The organism is Actinomycetospora straminea (assembly GCF_028737255.1).
Classification (GTDB): domain Bacteria; phylum Actinomycetota; class Actinomycetes; order Mycobacteriales; family Pseudonocardiaceae; genus Actinomycetospora; species Actinomycetospora straminea.
Genome location: NZ_JAQZAN010000015.1, coordinates 1 through 13,650, shown reverse-complemented (window position 1 = coordinate 13,650; position 13,650 = coordinate 1). Strand labels below are relative to the sequence as shown.

Below are 13,650 nucleotides of genomic sequence, written 5' to 3'. Positions count from 1 at the left end.
TGTCGGCGCGCTACACCATCGTGGGCGACCGACTTCTCCCGAGAGCGGCTCAGTGGTGCTCGGCCGCGACCTCGGCGACGTGGCGGCGCACCACGCCCTCGTCGGCGGCGGCCTGCGCGACGGCGGCCGCCACGGCGGGCGCGACCCGGGGGTCGAGCGCGCTGGGGACGATGTGGTCGGCGCCGAACTCCTCGTCGCCCGCGGCGATGTCGGCGATCGCGTCGGCCGCGGCGAGCTTCATCGCCTCGGTGATGCGCCGGGCCGCCGCGTCGAGGGCCCCGGCGAACACCCCGGGGAACGCGAGCACGTTGTTGATCTGGTTCGGGTAGTCGCTGCGCCCGGTGGCGACGACCGCGGCGTGCTTGCGCGCGACGGCCGGGTCGATCTCGGGGTCCGGGTTGGACAGCGCGAACACCACGCCGCCGTCGGCCATCGAGGCGATCACCGACTCGGGCACCGTCGACCCGGACAGGCCCAGGAAGACGTCGGATCCCGCGACGGCGTCGGCGAGGTCGCCGCGCACCCCGCGCGGGTTCGTCTGCTCGGCCAGCGCGATCTTCTCCACGTTCATGCGCTCGCGGCTCTCGTGGATGACCCCGCGGGAGTCGAGCACGACGACGTCGCTCGCCCCCGCCGAGAGCAGGATCTTCGCGCAGGCCACGCCGGACGCGCCCGCGCCGCTGACCACCACCTTGAGCGAGGCGAGGTCGCGGTCGAGGACGCGGGCGGCGTTGCGCAGGGCCGCGAGCACGACGATCGCGGTGCCGTGCTGGTCGTCGTGCATGACGGGGCAGTCGAGCGCCTCGACGAGCCGGCGCTCGATCTCGAAGCAGCGCGGTGCCGCGATGTCCTCGAGGTTGACCGCGCCGAAGCTCGGGCGCAGGTGCACGAGCGTCTCGACGATCTCGTCGACGTCGGTGGTCTCGAGGACCAGCGGGATGGAGTCGAGGTCGGCGAACGCCTTGAACAGCGCCGACTTGCCCTCCATGACCGGCAGCGAGGCGCGCGGGCCGATGTCGCCGAGCCCGAGCACGGCGGTGCCGTCGCTGACCACGGCGACCAGCCGGTGGGTCCACGTGTAGCGGGCGGTGAGCGCCTTGTCGTCGGCGATCGCGCGGCACACCTTCGCGACCCCGGGCGTGTAGGCGATGGCGAGGTCGCGCCGGCCGGCGAGCCCGACCGTCGGGGCGATCGAGAGCTTGCCGCCCTCGTGCGCCGTGAAGACCTCCTCCTCGGTGATGTCGCGGCCGTCGAGGGAGGGCTGGTTGCTGGTCGTGTCGGCGTTCGCGTCGCTCACGGGGGCTCCAAGCGAGATCGAGGGGTCGCGGCACTGCGACGGACATCGCGGCACCGGGGTACCCGGACGGGAGGACGTGGAGGCGGCGCCCGCGGTCGGCGAGCGCCGGGCGGGCCGTCGGCGCGGGTGGGCGCGCGGCCCGGGTGCGGATTGCTGCGCTCCTGCGCCCGGTGCGGGCGATCCTCGCGCGTCCGCGGGGGTCGTGTCTGCGTCCCTCGTCACCCGGCGCGCCGCGGGTCGTCCCGGCTCCTCTCGCTCCGGCGCCTCCTCAGCGCGCCCGCAGCCGCCCCGGACGGGGCCACAGCCGCCACCGCACGGGCCCGAGGACCTCGGCCGGGCCGAGGGTGCGCGAGTCGGTGGACGCCGTCGGGGCGTCGCCCACGACGAACCAGCCGTCGTCGAACGCCAGCGCGGCCCGCTTGACCGAGAGCTGCCGCGGCCGCGACGCCCACCGCACGAGCGCGAGCTCCCCCGGCCGCACCACCGCGCCCGGCCGCGCGAGCACGACGTCCCCGTCACGCAGCGTCGGCGCCATCGAGCCGCCACGGACGAGGACGCGGCGAGGGAGGCGTCGCACGACCGTGACCAGCAGCTCGCGGGGGGTCCTCACCGGCGGCGCTCCACGTGTCGGTCCCCGGTCACAGGGGTACGTTCTCTGACGTCGGAACGATCACCATTCCCCACGAGGAACAGGGAGGCGAGATGGGACTGCTCTCCAGGGTCCTGCGTCCGCGTCTGGAGGCCACCGCGCACTGCGACCTCCCCTGCGGCGTCTACGACCCGGCTCAGGCCCGGATCGAGGCCGAGTCGGTCAAGGCGATCCAGGAGAAGTACCAGGCCAACGAGGACCCGGCGTTCCGGGCCCGCGCCATCCAGATCAAGGAGGAGCGCGCGGACCTCGTCAAGCACCACCTGTGGGTGCTGTGGACCGACTACTTCAAGCCGCCGCACTTCGAGAAGTACCCGCAGCTCCACGAGCTGTTCAACAAGGCCACGAAGGCCGCCGGCGGCGGTGAGGGCGGCGCCAAGTCGTCGATGGACCCGCAGAGCGGGCAGCAGGTGCTGGACTACATCGCCGAGATCTCGGACATCTTCTGGGAGACCAAGAAGGGCTGAGCCCCTCCGCGGCCCCGCCGCGACCCTGCGCACCACCCGACGCGCCCGTCCCCGCACCGCGGGAGCGGGCGCGTCGTCGTGGGGGGACCCCCAACGGCCGCCGCGTCGTCACCGATCGCCCGGGGTACCCGGCCCGCCGTGAGCGACAGCCCCGTCGGACGCCTCTACCTCCTGCGCCACGGCGAGACCGAGTGGTCGCGCGACGGCCGGCACACCAGCCGCACCGACCTCCCCCTCACCGAGGCGGGCGAGGCGGCGGCGCGGACCGCCGGGCGCCTGCTGGTCACCCTGCGCGGCGCCGACCTGCCCGCACCCGAGGTGTGGACGAGCCCGCGCCGGCGCGCCGTCGACACCGCCCGCCTGGCCGGGCTGGAGCCCTCCACCACCCGCGAGGACCTCGTCGAGTGGGACTACGGCGCCTACGAGGGCCGCACGACCCCAGAGATCCGCGAGGACGACCCCGGCTGGACGGTGTGGACCCACCCCAGCCCGGGCGGCGAGACCGCGCCCGAGGTGGCCGAGCGCCTCGACCACGTCATCGCCGACGCCGAGCGGGTGCTCGCCGAGCGCGACCTCGTCATCGTCGGCCACGGCCACGCCGGCCGGGTGCTCATCGCCCGCTACCTGGGCCTCGACGCCCCCGCCGGGGTCGGGTTCGCGTTCGACGCGGCGTCGGTGACGGTGCTGGGGCACGAGCGCGGCGTGCCGCGCATCGACCTGCTCAACGCCCCCGGCGGGCTCGTCGCGGCCCCGCCCCCGCCCGCGGACCGCTACTGAGCGGTCGCTACCGCTGCGCCCGGAACCGGAACGACCGCTCCCCCGCGTCCGCGGTGGCCACGTGGAAGCCCGCCCCCCGCAGGCGGTCGGGGAGGGTGGCCGGGTCGACGACCACCATCGTGTCGCCGACGTGGAGCAGCCGGAAGCGCAGGCTGCGCCGGCTGTCCGAGCCCGCGAACACCCCGCCGGGACGCAGGACGCGCGCCGCCTCGGCGAAGACGCGGTCCTGCGCGGCGGGCGAGGACACGTGGTGGAGCACGGTGAAGCAGACGACGGCGTCGAAGCTGGCGTCGGCGAACGGCAGGCGCGTCCCGTCGGCGGTGCGCACGTCGACGCGCTCGCCCATCGCCCGGCCCAGGTCCTTCGCCAGGCGCGGGTCGACCTCGGCGGCGGTCAGCGCGCCGGCCCGCTCGGCGAGCCAGTGGGTCGTCACGCCGTAGCCCGGCCCGATCTCCAGGACGTCGCCGCCGAGGTCGACGCCCTCGAGCGCCCACGGCAGGACCTCGCCGTGCATCCGCGCGGCCCAGCGTTCGGAGCGGCACAACCGGCGGTGCAGCGCGTTCATCGGCACGTCCACCGACGCTAGGTCGCCGCCGCCGGCTCCGACAGGCCGCCGGGAGACTCCCTACTCCTCCGCCCACGCGCGCGCGGGCGCGCACAGGAGGCCGTAGAGCACCACGGCAGCGGCGAGGAGCACCGGCACACCCCACTCCGGGCGCCCGGAGGGCACGGCGGCGTAGAAGGCGCAGCCGATGGTCAGCAGCTGCGCGACGAGCGCCGGGCCCCGGGCACTGCGCTGACCGCGCAGCAACGCCACCGCCACGACCACCAGCGCGAGGCCGAGCAGCGCGACGAAGCCCCACACCGAGAACACCACGCCGGCGGCCACCAGGAGCGCCGCGACGACGACGCCCACCACCCCCTCGGCGAGCACGCCGAGTGCCGCGAGACGCACGGGGCGCGGTGGTGTCACGCCGAACAGGGTAGGCCGCGAGCACCCGCATCCCTCGGTCGGCCGAGAGATCGGCGACATCGAGGGACCGCACCCCCCGACCGGAGGGGGAAGGCCGTCTACGGTGAGCGCCGTGCGTGCGCTGCTCGTGGCCAATCCCTCGGCCACCACGACGACGGCGGCCGGTCAGGACGTCATCGCGCACGCGCTCGCGAGCGAGATCAAGCTGGACGTCGTCGCCACCCGCTACCGGGGCCACGCCGCCGAGCTCGCGGCCCGCGCCCGCGCCGAGGCCGTCGACCTCGTCATCGTGCTCGGCGGCGACGGCACGGTGAACGAGGCGCTCAACGGCCTGCTCGCCGACGGGCCCGGCGAGCACGTGCCCGCGCTGGGCGTCGTGCCCGGCGGCTCGGCCAACGTCTTCGCCCGCGCGCTGGGCGTGCCCCGCGAGCCGCTGGAGGCCACCCACACGCTGCTGGGGGCCATCGCCGAGAGCCGCTCGCGCACCGTCGGCCTGGGGCGTGCCGACGAGCGGTGGTTCAGCTTCAACGCCGGGCTCGGCTGGGACGCCGACGTCATCGCGTCGATGGAGCGCGCCCGCGGCCGGGGCCGGGAGGCGACCCCGACCCGCTACGTCGCCACCTCGATCCGCCGCTGGACGCGCACCCGCCTCGACCCGCCCGACCTCACCGTCGAGATCGCCGGCGAGGAGCCGGTCCACGGCGTGCGCCTCGCGCTCGTGTCCAACACCGACCCCTGGACCTACCTGGGCGCCCGCCCGGTGCGCACCAACCCCGGCTGCTCGTTCGGCGGCGGCCTCGGGCTCTTCGCGCTGCGCTCGGTCGGCCTGCCGACGGTGCTGCGCCTCGTGTCGCAGGTCCTCAGCGCCGAGGGCGCGAGCGGTCTGACGTCGGTCGTGCGGCACGACGACGTGCCCGCGCTGCGGATCACCAGCGAGGAGCCGGTCAACCTCCAGGTGGACGGCGACCACCTCGGCCGGCGCAGCGACGTCGAGTTCGTGGCCGTCCCGGACGCCCTGCGCGTGGTCGTCTGAGCGCCCGAAACCGGCCGGGAGTGAATTCGGTGTGAGCCGTGACCGGCCGTCGGCGGGCTTCTGAATCGAGCCCAGCTGCTGACCGCTCGTCGTGGAACCCCGGACGGGTGGACGGTTCGTCGTGCTGTGGTCGTCGCTCGTCGCAGCCGGACGGTCATGACGGTCCGCGCTATTCCACTCACCGACCGAGTTCGCCCGTCGAGCCGCTTGGCACTCGATCTCCTCGGTCACGTCCTGCAGATTGTTTCGCATCCCCCGCGAATACCGGGAAGGACGCGCCGCCCGTGAGGGTCGCGAGTTCGGACCGGGTGGGTCCGCCGTCGTGGAAGTGCGATCGGCGGGCGGGAGACAGGGCGACAGCGAAGGTCCCCGGTCTCCACCGGCAGGTCGCGGGCCCCCCACGGGCCCGCGGCGACGTCGAGAACACGACGACCACGACGGGTGCGCACCCCGAAGCGCCCCACCGAGGAGCACATCAACGATGGACTGGCGGAACGACGCTGCTTGCCGCGACGAGGACCCGGAACTGTTCTTCCCCGTCGGTACGAGCGGCCCCGCGCTCTCCCAGATCGCTCGCGCGAAAAGTGTCTGCCGGCGTTGCCCGGCGATGACCGAGTGCCTGAAGTGGGCGCTCGAGTCGGGTCAGGACGCGGGTGTCTGGGGCGGCGCGAGCGAGGACGAGCGCCGCGCGCTCAAGCGCCACGGCATCCGGCCCGAGGTGCACACCGGGTTCTGATCGCGCCGCCACGCTCCCCGGCGTCGCGATCACGGGTCGTGCCGGACGCTCGCTCCCCACGCGTCCGGCACCCAGCTCGACACAGACCCGCTGACAGCACGAACCCCAGCAGGAACCCAGCAGGACCCCGAGGCCCCGGTTCCGTCCCCACGGACGGACCGGGGCCTCGGTGCGTCCGGACCTGTTCAGCGACCTGCTCGGCGACCTGCTCGGCGACCTGCTCGGCGACCTGCTCGGCGACCTGCTCAGCGGCCCCGGTGCTCCAGCGGCACCCGCAGCACCGCCCGCGTGCCGGCCTCGTCGCCCGGGCGCAGGCGCAGGGTGCCGGCCAGCTCGGAGTCGACGAGCGTGCGCACGATCTGCAGGCCCAGGCCGGTGGCCCGCTCCAGCGAGAACGTCTCGGGCAGGCCGCGCCCGTCGTCGCGGACCTCCACCTCCAGCTGGGCGGCGGTCCGGGACGCCGCGATGACGACCGACCCCGAGGCCCGCTCGGCGAAGCCGTGCTCGAGGGCGTTGGACACCAGCTCGGTCACCACCATCACCAGCGGGGTGGCCATCACCGCCGGCAGCACGCCCACCCGGCCCTCCCGGCGCATGTCGACGCGGGCGCCGGGGCGGGCGAGGTCGTTCATCATCGGCAGGACGCGGTCGAGCACCTCGTCGATGTCGACCTTCTCGTCCACCGACGCCGCGAGCGCCTCGTGCACCAGCGCGATCGACGCGACCCGGCGCACCGACTCCGTGAGCGCCTCCTGGGCCTCGGTGTGCGGCGTGCGGCGGGCCTGCAGGCGCAGGAGGGCCGCGACGGTCTGCAGGTTGTTCTTCACGCGGTGGTGGATCTCGCGGATCGTCGCGTCCTTGCTGAGCAGGGCCCGGTCGCGGCGGCGGACGTCGGTGACGTCGCGGACCAGGACGAGCGCGCCGCTGGGCACGCCGCGCGGGTGCAGCGGGAGGGCCCGCAGGACGGCGGTGGCGCCGTGACCGGTCAGTTCGGCGCGCTGGGAGGGGGTGCCGGCCAGCGCGCCGCGCACGTGCTCGCTCGCCTCGCTGCCCTCGAAGGCGTCGTCGGCGACCTCGCGGACGACGGCGGCGAGGTCCGCGCCGACGAGCTCCTCGCTCCAGCCGAGGCGGTGGAACGCCGAGGACGCGTTGGGGCTGGCGTAGAGCACGCGACCGCTGGTGCTGATGCGCACCAGCCCGTCGCCCACCCGCGGCGACGAGCGGCCCTCGTCGTGCCCCTCGGCGGTCGGGAAGGTGCCGTCGGCGATCATCTGGCACAGGTCGGTGGCGACGGCCAGGTAGGAGATCTCCAGCGTGCTCGGGACGCGGGGCGCGGCGAGGTTGGTGTCGCGGCCCAGGACGGCGACGACGCCACCGCCGGGCTCGCGCACCGGCACCACCTCGCGGCGCACCGACCGGCCCCGGTGCCAGCGCGGCTGGTCCTCGCGGCGCAGCACGGCGTCCTGCAGCGCCCGCTCGAGCTGGGGGCGCTGGCTGGCCGAGGCGACCGCGCCGACCATGTCCTCGGGGTGGGCGGTCGCCGTCGTCGTCGGGCGGCTCTGCGCGACGCACAGGAACCCGCCGTCCGCGGTCTGCACCCAGAGCAGGAAGTCGGCGAAGGACAGGTCGGCGAGCAGCTGCCATTCGGCGACCACGCGCTGCAGGTGGGCGGCCGCGGTCCCGGAGAGCGCCGTGTGGGCCGCGAGCAGGTTCTGCAGCGTCGACACCGGTCGCGCGCGGTTCACCACCGGATCATGCCACCGCACCGCCACCGCCGACCGACGTGGGACGATGGGCACATGTCGAAGCGCGCGCGCCAGAAGCGGGACCGCAAGAAGAAGGCCAGCAACCACGGCAAGCGCCCCAACAGCTGAGCGCCTGCCCCCAGCACGAACGACGTACGGAGGGCCCGTCCGCGACGATCGCGGACGGGCCCTCCGGCGTTCCGGGTCGTGTCAGCTGCGCCAGGACTCCACGCGGGTCTGGTTGACCTCGACGACGGTGCCGGCGGCGCTGCGCTCGACGGTCACCTCGGCCTGCTCGAGCACCGTGGCGCGGATCTGCTCGCGCAGCCGCTGGTGCAGGCCCTCGGGGGCGTGCTCGCTGCCGCAGCTGCGACTGAGCAGGGTCTTCACCTTCTCCTCGAGGCCGTAGCGCGCGAGGCAGGGGCCGCACTCGTCGAGGTGGCGGCGCAGCTGGGCGTCGCGGTCCTCGTCGCACTCGTGGTCGAGCAGCAGCCACACCTCGGCGAGGACCTCGGAGCAGTCGGTCTCGTGGGGCTCCCCGCAGCTCATCGTCCGGCCCCCTCTCGGGTGGTCACCCGGTCCGCACCGTCGCGGACCGCGTCGTCACGGGACGCGCCGTCGCGCGCCGCACCGTCACCACCGCCCACACCACCGCCCACGCCGTCACGGATGAAGCCGCGGTCGCGGGCGGTGTCGGTCAGCGCCTCGCGCAGCTGCCGGCGTCCCCGATGCAGCCGCGACATCACCGTGCCGATGGGCGTGCCCATGATCTCGGCGATCTCCTTGTAGGCGAAGCCCTCGACGTCGGCGAGGTACACCGCCATCCGGAAGTCGTCGGGGAGGTTCTGCAGCGCGTCGCGGATGTCGGTGTCGGGCAGGTTCTCCAGCGCCTCGGCCTCGGCCGACGGCAGGCCCGCCGAGCTGTGCTCGCCGGCCTGGGCGAGCTGCCAGTCGGTGATCTCCTCGGTGGGCGACTGCTGGGGCTGGCGCTGCCGCTTGCGGTAGGTGTTGATGTAGGAGTTGGTGAGGATGCGGTACAGCCACGCCTTGAGGTTGGTCCCGGGCGTGAACGAGGCGAACGAGGAGTACGCCTTGAGCACCGTCTCCTGCACCAGGTCCTCGGCGTCGGCGGGGTTGCGGGTCATCCGCAGCGCCGCCGCGTAGAGCTGGTCGACCATGGGCATCGCGTCGCGCTCGAAGCGCTCGGCACGCTGGGCGGGCGTCTCGGACGCCACGTCGACCTGGTCGCTCTCGTCAGGGGTCTCGTCGCGAGAACGGGCCCTCGCCGCGTCGGCCACGGGGCTCCCTTCGGGCCGCGCCCTCGGCGCGGTCGGGACGTCGTTGAATCCCGGGGAGACTACCCGCGCCGGGCGCAGGACATCCCGCCCCGCGGACGACGTCACGCCGTGGTACGGCGTCGCGGCAGCAGGCACGGCCGTCTCGGCCGTGTCGAGCGCCGCCATCGTCAACACTGCTGGCATGTCCGGCTCAACGCCGTGACCAGGTCCGCGATTCCCCTGCCCGGGTCCGCCCCCACCGACACCGTCCCACCCCGGACTACCCTCGGCCGCCGTGGCGCGACGAGCGGCGGCGGCGACCCCGGCCCTGGCCGCGCTCGACGACGCCGGCGTCGCGTACACGACGCACCCCTACACGGCGCCCGGCACCAGGGCCTACGGCACCGGGGCCGCCGAGGCCCTCGGCCTCGACCCCCGCCGGGTGTTCAAGACGCTGGTCGCCGAGGTGGACGGGACGCCGGTGCTGGCGATGGTGCCGGTGGCCGGGACCCTCGACCTCAAGGCCCTCGCCGCCGCGCGGGGCGGGAAGCGGGCGGTGATGGCCGACCCCGCCGTGGCCCAGCGGCTCACCGGCTCCGTCGTCGGAGGCATCGCCCCGCTCGGCAGCCGGCAGCCGCTGGACGTCGTGGTCGACCTCTCGGTGGCCGACCACGCGACCGTCTTCTGCTCGGCCGGTCGCCGGGGCCTGCAGGTGGAGCTGGCCCCCGACGACCTGGTCGCCGCGACCGGCGGCGACCTGGCGGAGATCAGCTCTGGCTGAAGAACACCCGCAGGTCGGCGACGATCGCCTCGGGCACCTCCAGCGCCGCGAAGTGCCCGCCGCGGGAGTGGCGGCTCCAGTGCACGATACCCGTGTTGTCGCGCTCGGCGAACACCTTGATCGTCTGGAAGTCGTCGGCGAACACCTGCACCCCGGTGCGCGCGGCGCTGACCCGCGGCGCTGAACCCTCCGCGCCGGCCTGCGCGTCCTCGCGGTAGAAGCGCACGGCCGTGGACGCGGTGTTGGTGAGCCAGTAGAGCGAGGCCTGGGTGAGGATCTGGTCCTCGGTGACCAGGCTCGTCCCGTTGCCGAAGGCGTTGAAGAGCTCGTCGTAGGCGAGCTGCGCGACCGGCGAGTCGGCGAGCCCGACGGCGACCGTCTGGGGGCGTGAGGCGTTCATCGTGTTGTAGCCGCCGACCCGCTGGAACCACTCCATGTGCTCGAGCCCGGCGTAGTCCGACGGCTCGAGGCGCTCGAACTCCGACGGGTCGCCCGAGGGGAAGCTGAACAGCTGCAGCACGTGCAGGCCGAGGAAGCCGGGCGGGTCGAGCAGGCCGATCTCGCGGGCGAGCAGCGCGCCGGCGTCGCTGCCGTGGGCGCCGTAGGCGTCGTACCCGAGGCGGCGCATCAGCGCGTCGTAGGTGCGGGCGATGCGCGCCGTGGTCCACCCGCGCTCGTCCAGCGGCATCGAGAACGCGAAGCCCGGCATCGACGGCACGACCACCGAGAACGCGTCCTGCGCACGCCCGCCGTGGGCGACGGGGTCGGTGAGCGGGCCGACGAGGTCGAGGAACTCGGCGAACGACCCGGGGTAGGTGTGCAGCAGGAGCAGCGGGGTCGCGTCCGCCTCCGCCGAGGGCACGTGCACGAAGTGGATCGTCTGGCCGTCGATCTCGGTGCGGTACTGCGGCACGGCGTTCATGCGCGCCTCCTGCGCGCGCCAGTCGAAGGTGGTGCGCCAGCGCTCGACCATGCCGGCGAGGTAGTGGTTCGGGGTGCCGTAGTCCCAGTCGTCGCCGGGCGCGGGCCGCGGGAGGCGGGTGCGGGCGAGGCGGTCGGCGAGGTCGTCGAGGTCGGCCTGGGGGACGTCGACGGTGAAGGGGGTGATGTCCGCGCTGCTCATGGGGAGAACGGTAGGGAGCAACCAGGTACCGATCGTTCCTCGTTCTCCGGCGTTCTCCGGCATCCTCGCCATCGTGCGCGACACCGCGGCCCGGATGCTGGCCCTCCTCTCGCTGCTGCAGTCCCGGCCCGACTGGCCCGGTCCGGAGCTCGCCGAGCGCCTCGGCGTCGGCGTCCGGACGGTGCGCAACGACGTCGCGCGGCTGCGCGAGCTCGGCTACCCCGTCGACGCCGCGACCGGGCGGGCCGGCCACTACCGGCTCGGCGTCGGGGCGTCGCTGCCGCCGCTGCTCCTCGACGACGACGAGGCCGTCGCCGTCGCCCTCGGGCTGCGCGCCGGCACCGGGCCCGCCGGGACCCGCGAGGCGGCGGGACGCGCGCTCACCAAGCTCGAGCGCGTCCTGCCCCACCGTCTGCGCCGCACCGTCGCCGCGCTGACCGCGGCCACGACCGCGGGCCCGGCGAACACCACCTCCGACGCCCCCGACCCCGAGGTCGACCCCGCCCTCCTGCGCACCGTCGCCGAGGCGATCCGGGACCGCACGGCGCTGCGGGTCGCGGACCCGGAGGGCCCCGCCCGGGTCCTCGAGCCCTACCGCCTCGTGAGCTGGCAGCGCCGCTGGTACGTCGTGGTGCGCTCGCCGGAGCGCGGGACGTGGACCGTGCTGCGCGCCGACGGCCTGGAGCTGCGCGTCCCGGGCGGCCCGCCCTTCACCCCCGTCGAGCCGCCCGAGGACCTCACCGACCTGGTGCTGCGCGAGGTCGCCGTCCGCGGCTGGACGGTGCACGCGCGGGTCCTCGTCCACGCGCCGGCGTCGGCGGTGCTGGCGCGGATCAACCCCGCGGTCGGGGTGGTCGAGACCCGCGACGCGCGGACCTGCGTGCTCGTCACAGGCGCGGACAGCGTCGCCACCCTCGCGGCCTACGTCGGCATGCTCGACCTCGACTTCCGCGTCGAGGGTCCGCCCGCGCTCGTCGCCCAGCTGCGGACGACGGGCGAGCGGTACCTCCGGGCGGTCAGCTAGGCATCTCCACCACGAACCGGAAGCGCACGTCCCCGCGCCCCAGCCGGTCCAGGGCCTCGCCGAGACGGTCGGGCGTCACGACCTCGACGTCGGCGACGATCCCGTGCTCGGCCGCGACGTCGAGCATCTCGCGGGTGGCGGGCACGCCGCCGCTGCCGGTGCCGGCGATCCTCTTCTCGCCGACGACGAGGCTCATCGGGTCGATCTGCAGCGGCTGCGGCGGGATGCCGGCGAGGACGTAGGTGCCGTCCACCGCGAGCGCATTGAGGTACGGCGCGGGGTCGAGCGGGTGCCCCGTGGTGTCGACGAGCAGGTCGAAGCGGCGGGTCTGGCGGGCGAGCGCGTCGGGGTCACGGGTGAGGACGACGTCGTCGGCGCCCAGCACCTTCGCGGCGTCGGCCTTCGCCTCGCTGGTGGTCAGGGCGACCGTCTCGGCGCCCAGGGCGTGGGCGAACCTGATCGCGAGGTGCCCGAGCCCGCCGACCCCGACGACGCCGACCGTCGTCCCCGGGCCCGCGCCGAACCGGCGCAGCGGCGACCAGGTGGTGATCCCGGCGCAGAGCAGCGGGGCCGCGCCCGCCGGGTCGAGGGCGTCGGGCAGGGCGTAGACGAAGTGGCGGTCGACGACGATCTCGGTCGAGAACCCGCCCTGGGTGACGCCGCCGGAGACGCGGTCCTCGCCGCCGTAGGTCAGGGTCGGGAAGGCCTCGCAGTCGTTCTCGCGCCCGGCGCGGCACGGCGGGCAGGTCCGGCAGGAGTCGATGATGTTGCCGACGGCGACGCGGTCGCCGGGGCGCAGGTCGGTGACCTCGTCGCCGACCCCCTCGACCACCCCGGTCATCTCGTGGCCCGCGACCAGCGGGAACGCGGCCGGGTCGCCGGACGCGAGGGCGTGCCGGTCGGTCGCGCAGACGCCGCAGTGGGTGATGCGGACGACGACGTCGGCCGGGCGCGGGTCGCGCCGGGCGAACGCCCAGGAGCGCGGGGCGTCGCCCGGGGTGTGGGCGGCCCATCCCGTGACCTGGCGCATGGTGGATCCTCCTCATGACTAACCGGTTGGTTGCTTTCACCGTAGGGCGGCGGGCGGTGGATCGCAACTGAACGGTTGGTTATGGTCGGGTCATGCCGAGGGACGGGACCGCCACGCGCCGCCGACTCCTCGACGCCGCCACCGCGGAGTTCTCGCGCTACGGCATCGCCGGCGCGCGCGTCGACCGGATCGCCGACGCGGCCGAGGCCAACAAGGCGCAGATCTACGCCTGGTTCTCGTCGAAGGACGGCCTGTTCGACGCCGTGTTCGCCGAGCACCTCGCGCTCATCGTGGACCTCGTCCCGTTCGACGCGACCGACCTGGCGGGCTACGCGGTGCGCCTCTACGACGCCTACCTCGAGAAGCCGTCGGTCATCCTGCTCGCGACATGGGCGCGCCTGGAGCGGGTGCCGACCGGCGACCTGCTGACCTCCGTCGGCGACGTCACGGCCGCGAAGCTCGACGCGATCCGGTCCGCCCAGGCCGACGGGCTGGTCGACCCGGACCTGGCACCCGCGGACGTCTACTCGCTGGTGATCGCGCTGTCGATGTCCTGGTCGCCGGCGGCGACCGTGGTCACCGCCGCGCCGGACGACCCGGCCGCCGACCACGAGCGCCGCCGCACCGCCCTGCACGCCGTGGCGCGGCGGGCGTTCCGGCCCGGCTGACGCGTCGGTAGCGTCGCGTAGCGTTGAATTTCGGGGATCTTGCGGTGAGGTCGGTGGGTTCGCCTCGCGG

General features: G+C 74.8%; 16 protein-coding genes and 1 pseudogene. 8 read left to right on the top strand and 9 right to left on the bottom strand.

Going from position 1 to position 13,650, the window contains the following annotated elements; genetic code table 11:
* Window positions 1-49: 49 nt before the first annotated feature.
* Window positions 50-1,297, bottom strand: a complete 1,248-nt coding sequence (locus tag PH190_RS19720) for an NAD(P)-dependent malic enzyme (RefSeq protein ID WP_274233233.1) — start codon at window positions 1,295-1,297, stop codon at window positions 50-52.
* Between the two features lie 268 nt (window positions 1,298-1,565).
* Complete coding sequence (locus tag PH190_RS19715; protein ID WP_274233232.1) at window positions 1,566-1,907, bottom strand: S24 family peptidase; 342 nt, start codon at window positions 1,905-1,907, stop codon at window positions 1,566-1,568.
* Between the two features lie 92 nt (window positions 1,908-1,999).
* Here PH190_RS19715 and sodN point away from each other — a divergent pair, with 92 nt between their 5' ends.
* The gene (sodN, locus tag PH190_RS19710; RefSeq protein ID WP_274233231.1) at window positions 2,000-2,413 is read left to right on the top strand and encodes a superoxide dismutase, Ni; all 414 of its coding nucleotides are present in this window, start codon (window positions 2,000-2,002) and stop codon (window positions 2,411-2,413) included.
* Window positions 2,414-2,551: 138 nt separating this feature from the next.
* Complete coding sequence (locus PH190_RS19705; RefSeq protein WP_274233230.1) at window positions 2,552-3,190, top strand: histidine phosphatase family protein; 639 nt, start codon at window positions 2,552-2,554, stop codon at window positions 3,188-3,190.
* A gap of 7 nt (window positions 3,191-3,197) precedes the next feature.
* Here the strand turns inward: PH190_RS19705 and PH190_RS19700 are convergent, their stop codons facing one another.
* Complete coding sequence (locus PH190_RS19700) at window positions 3,198-3,755, bottom strand: class I SAM-dependent methyltransferase (protein ID WP_274233372.1); 558 nt, start codon at window positions 3,753-3,755, stop codon at window positions 3,198-3,200.
* A 60-nt stretch (window positions 3,756-3,815) separates the two neighbouring features.
* Window positions 3,816-4,163, bottom strand: coding sequence for a hypothetical protein (locus PH190_RS19695; protein WP_274233229.1), 348 nt, complete (start codon window positions 4,161-4,163; stop codon window positions 3,816-3,818).
* A 112-nt stretch (window positions 4,164-4,275) separates the two neighbouring features.
* Here PH190_RS19695 and PH190_RS19690 point away from each other — a divergent pair, with 112 nt between their 5' ends.
* Both PH190_RS19690 and PH190_RS19685 read left to right on the top strand, forming a co-directional pair.
* Window positions 4,276-5,196, top strand: a complete 921-nt coding sequence (locus tag PH190_RS19690) for a diacylglycerol/lipid kinase family protein (protein WP_274233228.1) — start codon at window positions 4,276-4,278, stop codon at window positions 5,194-5,196.
* A 481-nt stretch (window positions 5,197-5,677) separates the two neighbouring features.
* Window positions 5,678-5,932, top strand: a complete 255-nt coding sequence (locus PH190_RS19685; RefSeq protein ID WP_274198967.1) for a WhiB family transcriptional regulator — start codon at window positions 5,678-5,680, stop codon at window positions 5,930-5,932.
* 245 nt (window positions 5,933-6,177) lie between these two features.
* Here the strand turns inward: PH190_RS19685 and PH190_RS19680 are convergent, their stop codons facing one another.
* A complete protein-coding gene (locus tag PH190_RS19680) occupies window positions 6,178-7,659 on the bottom strand; it encodes a sensor histidine kinase (RefSeq protein ID WP_274233371.1) in 1,482 nt (493 codons plus the stop codon).
* Window positions 7,660-7,731: 72 nt separating this feature from the next.
* Between PH190_RS19680 and PH190_RS30865 the strand changes: the two genes are divergently transcribed.
* Complete coding sequence (locus PH190_RS30865) at window positions 7,732-7,806, top strand: 50S ribosomal protein bL37 (RefSeq protein ID WP_378034828.1); 75 nt, start codon at window positions 7,732-7,734, stop codon at window positions 7,804-7,806.
* Window positions 7,807-7,887: 81 nt separating this feature from the next.
* Here PH190_RS30865 and rsrA read toward each other — a convergent pair whose 3' ends face one another.
* Window positions 7,888-8,226, bottom strand: a complete 339-nt coding sequence (rsrA, locus tag PH190_RS19675) for a mycothiol system anti-sigma-R factor (RefSeq protein ID WP_274233227.1) — start codon at window positions 8,224-8,226, stop codon at window positions 7,888-7,890.
* Window positions 8,227-8,339: 113 nt separating this feature from the next.
* Window positions 8,340-8,912, bottom strand: a pseudogene (locus PH190_RS19670) (sigma-70 family RNA polymerase sigma factor); the annotation flags it as partial.
* A gap of 337 nt (window positions 8,913-9,249) precedes the next feature.
* Between PH190_RS19670 and PH190_RS19665 the strand changes: the two are divergent.
* Window positions 9,250-9,735: an aminoacyl-tRNA deacylase gene (locus PH190_RS19665; RefSeq protein ID WP_274233226.1), complete on the top strand. Its 486-nt coding sequence runs from the start codon at window positions 9,250-9,252 to the stop codon at window positions 9,733-9,735.
* Here PH190_RS19665 and PH190_RS19660 read toward each other — a convergent pair.
* Window positions 9,722-10,858, bottom strand: coding sequence for an epoxide hydrolase family protein (locus tag PH190_RS19660; protein WP_274233225.1), 1,137 nt, complete (start codon window positions 10,856-10,858; stop codon window positions 9,722-9,724). The two genes, PH190_RS19665 and PH190_RS19660, sit on opposite strands and share 14 nt — an antisense overlap.
* Before the next feature lie 73 nt (window positions 10,859-10,931).
* On the opposite strand from PH190_RS19660, the gene PH190_RS19655 reads away from it, so the two are divergent.
* Complete coding sequence (locus PH190_RS19655) at window positions 10,932-11,882, top strand: helix-turn-helix transcriptional regulator (protein WP_274233224.1); 951 nt, start codon at window positions 10,932-10,934, stop codon at window positions 11,880-11,882.
* Here the strand turns inward: PH190_RS19655 and PH190_RS19650 are convergent.
* Window positions 11,875-12,912: an NAD(P)-dependent alcohol dehydrogenase gene (locus tag PH190_RS19650; protein ID WP_274233223.1), complete on the bottom strand. Its 1,038-nt coding sequence runs from the start codon at window positions 12,910-12,912 to the stop codon at window positions 11,875-11,877. The genes PH190_RS19655 and PH190_RS19650 overlap by 8 nt on opposite strands.
* Window positions 12,913-13,004: 92 nt before the next feature.
* Here PH190_RS19650 and PH190_RS19645 point away from each other — a divergent pair, with 92 nt between their 5' ends.
* A complete protein-coding gene (locus PH190_RS19645) occupies window positions 13,005-13,580 on the top strand; it encodes a TetR family transcriptional regulator (RefSeq protein ID WP_274233222.1) in 576 nt (191 codons plus the stop codon).
* Window positions 13,581-13,650: the final 70 nt, after the last annotated feature.

Bases quoted from the DNA above. Each gene is read 5' to 3' on its own strand.
- PH190_RS19700 (WP_274233372.1), bottom strand. From the start codon at position 3,755: ATGAACGCGCTGCACCGCCGGTTGTGCCGCTCCGAACGCTGGGCCGCG.
- PH190_RS19645 (WP_274233222.1), top strand. From the start codon at position 13,005: ATGCCGAGGGACGGGACCGCCACGCGCCGCCGACTCCTCGACGCCGCC.
- PH190_RS19660 (WP_274233225.1), bottom strand. From the start codon at position 10,858: ATGAGCAGCGCGGACATCACCCCCTTCACCGTCGACGTCCCCCAGGCC.
- sodN (WP_274233231.1), top strand. From the start codon at position 2,000: ATGGGACTGCTCTCCAGGGTCCTGCGTCCGCGTCTGGAGGCCACCGCG.
- rsrA (WP_274233227.1), bottom strand. From the start codon at position 8,226: ATGAGCTGCGGGGAGCCCCACGAGACCGACTGCTCCGAGGTCCTCGCC.
- PH190_RS19685 (WP_274198967.1), top strand. From the start codon at position 5,678: ATGGACTGGCGGAACGACGCTGCTTGCCGCGACGAGGACCCGGAACTG.
- PH190_RS19650 (WP_274233223.1), bottom strand. From the start codon at position 12,912: ATGCGCCAGGTCACGGGATGGGCCGCCCACACCCCGGGCGACGCCCCG.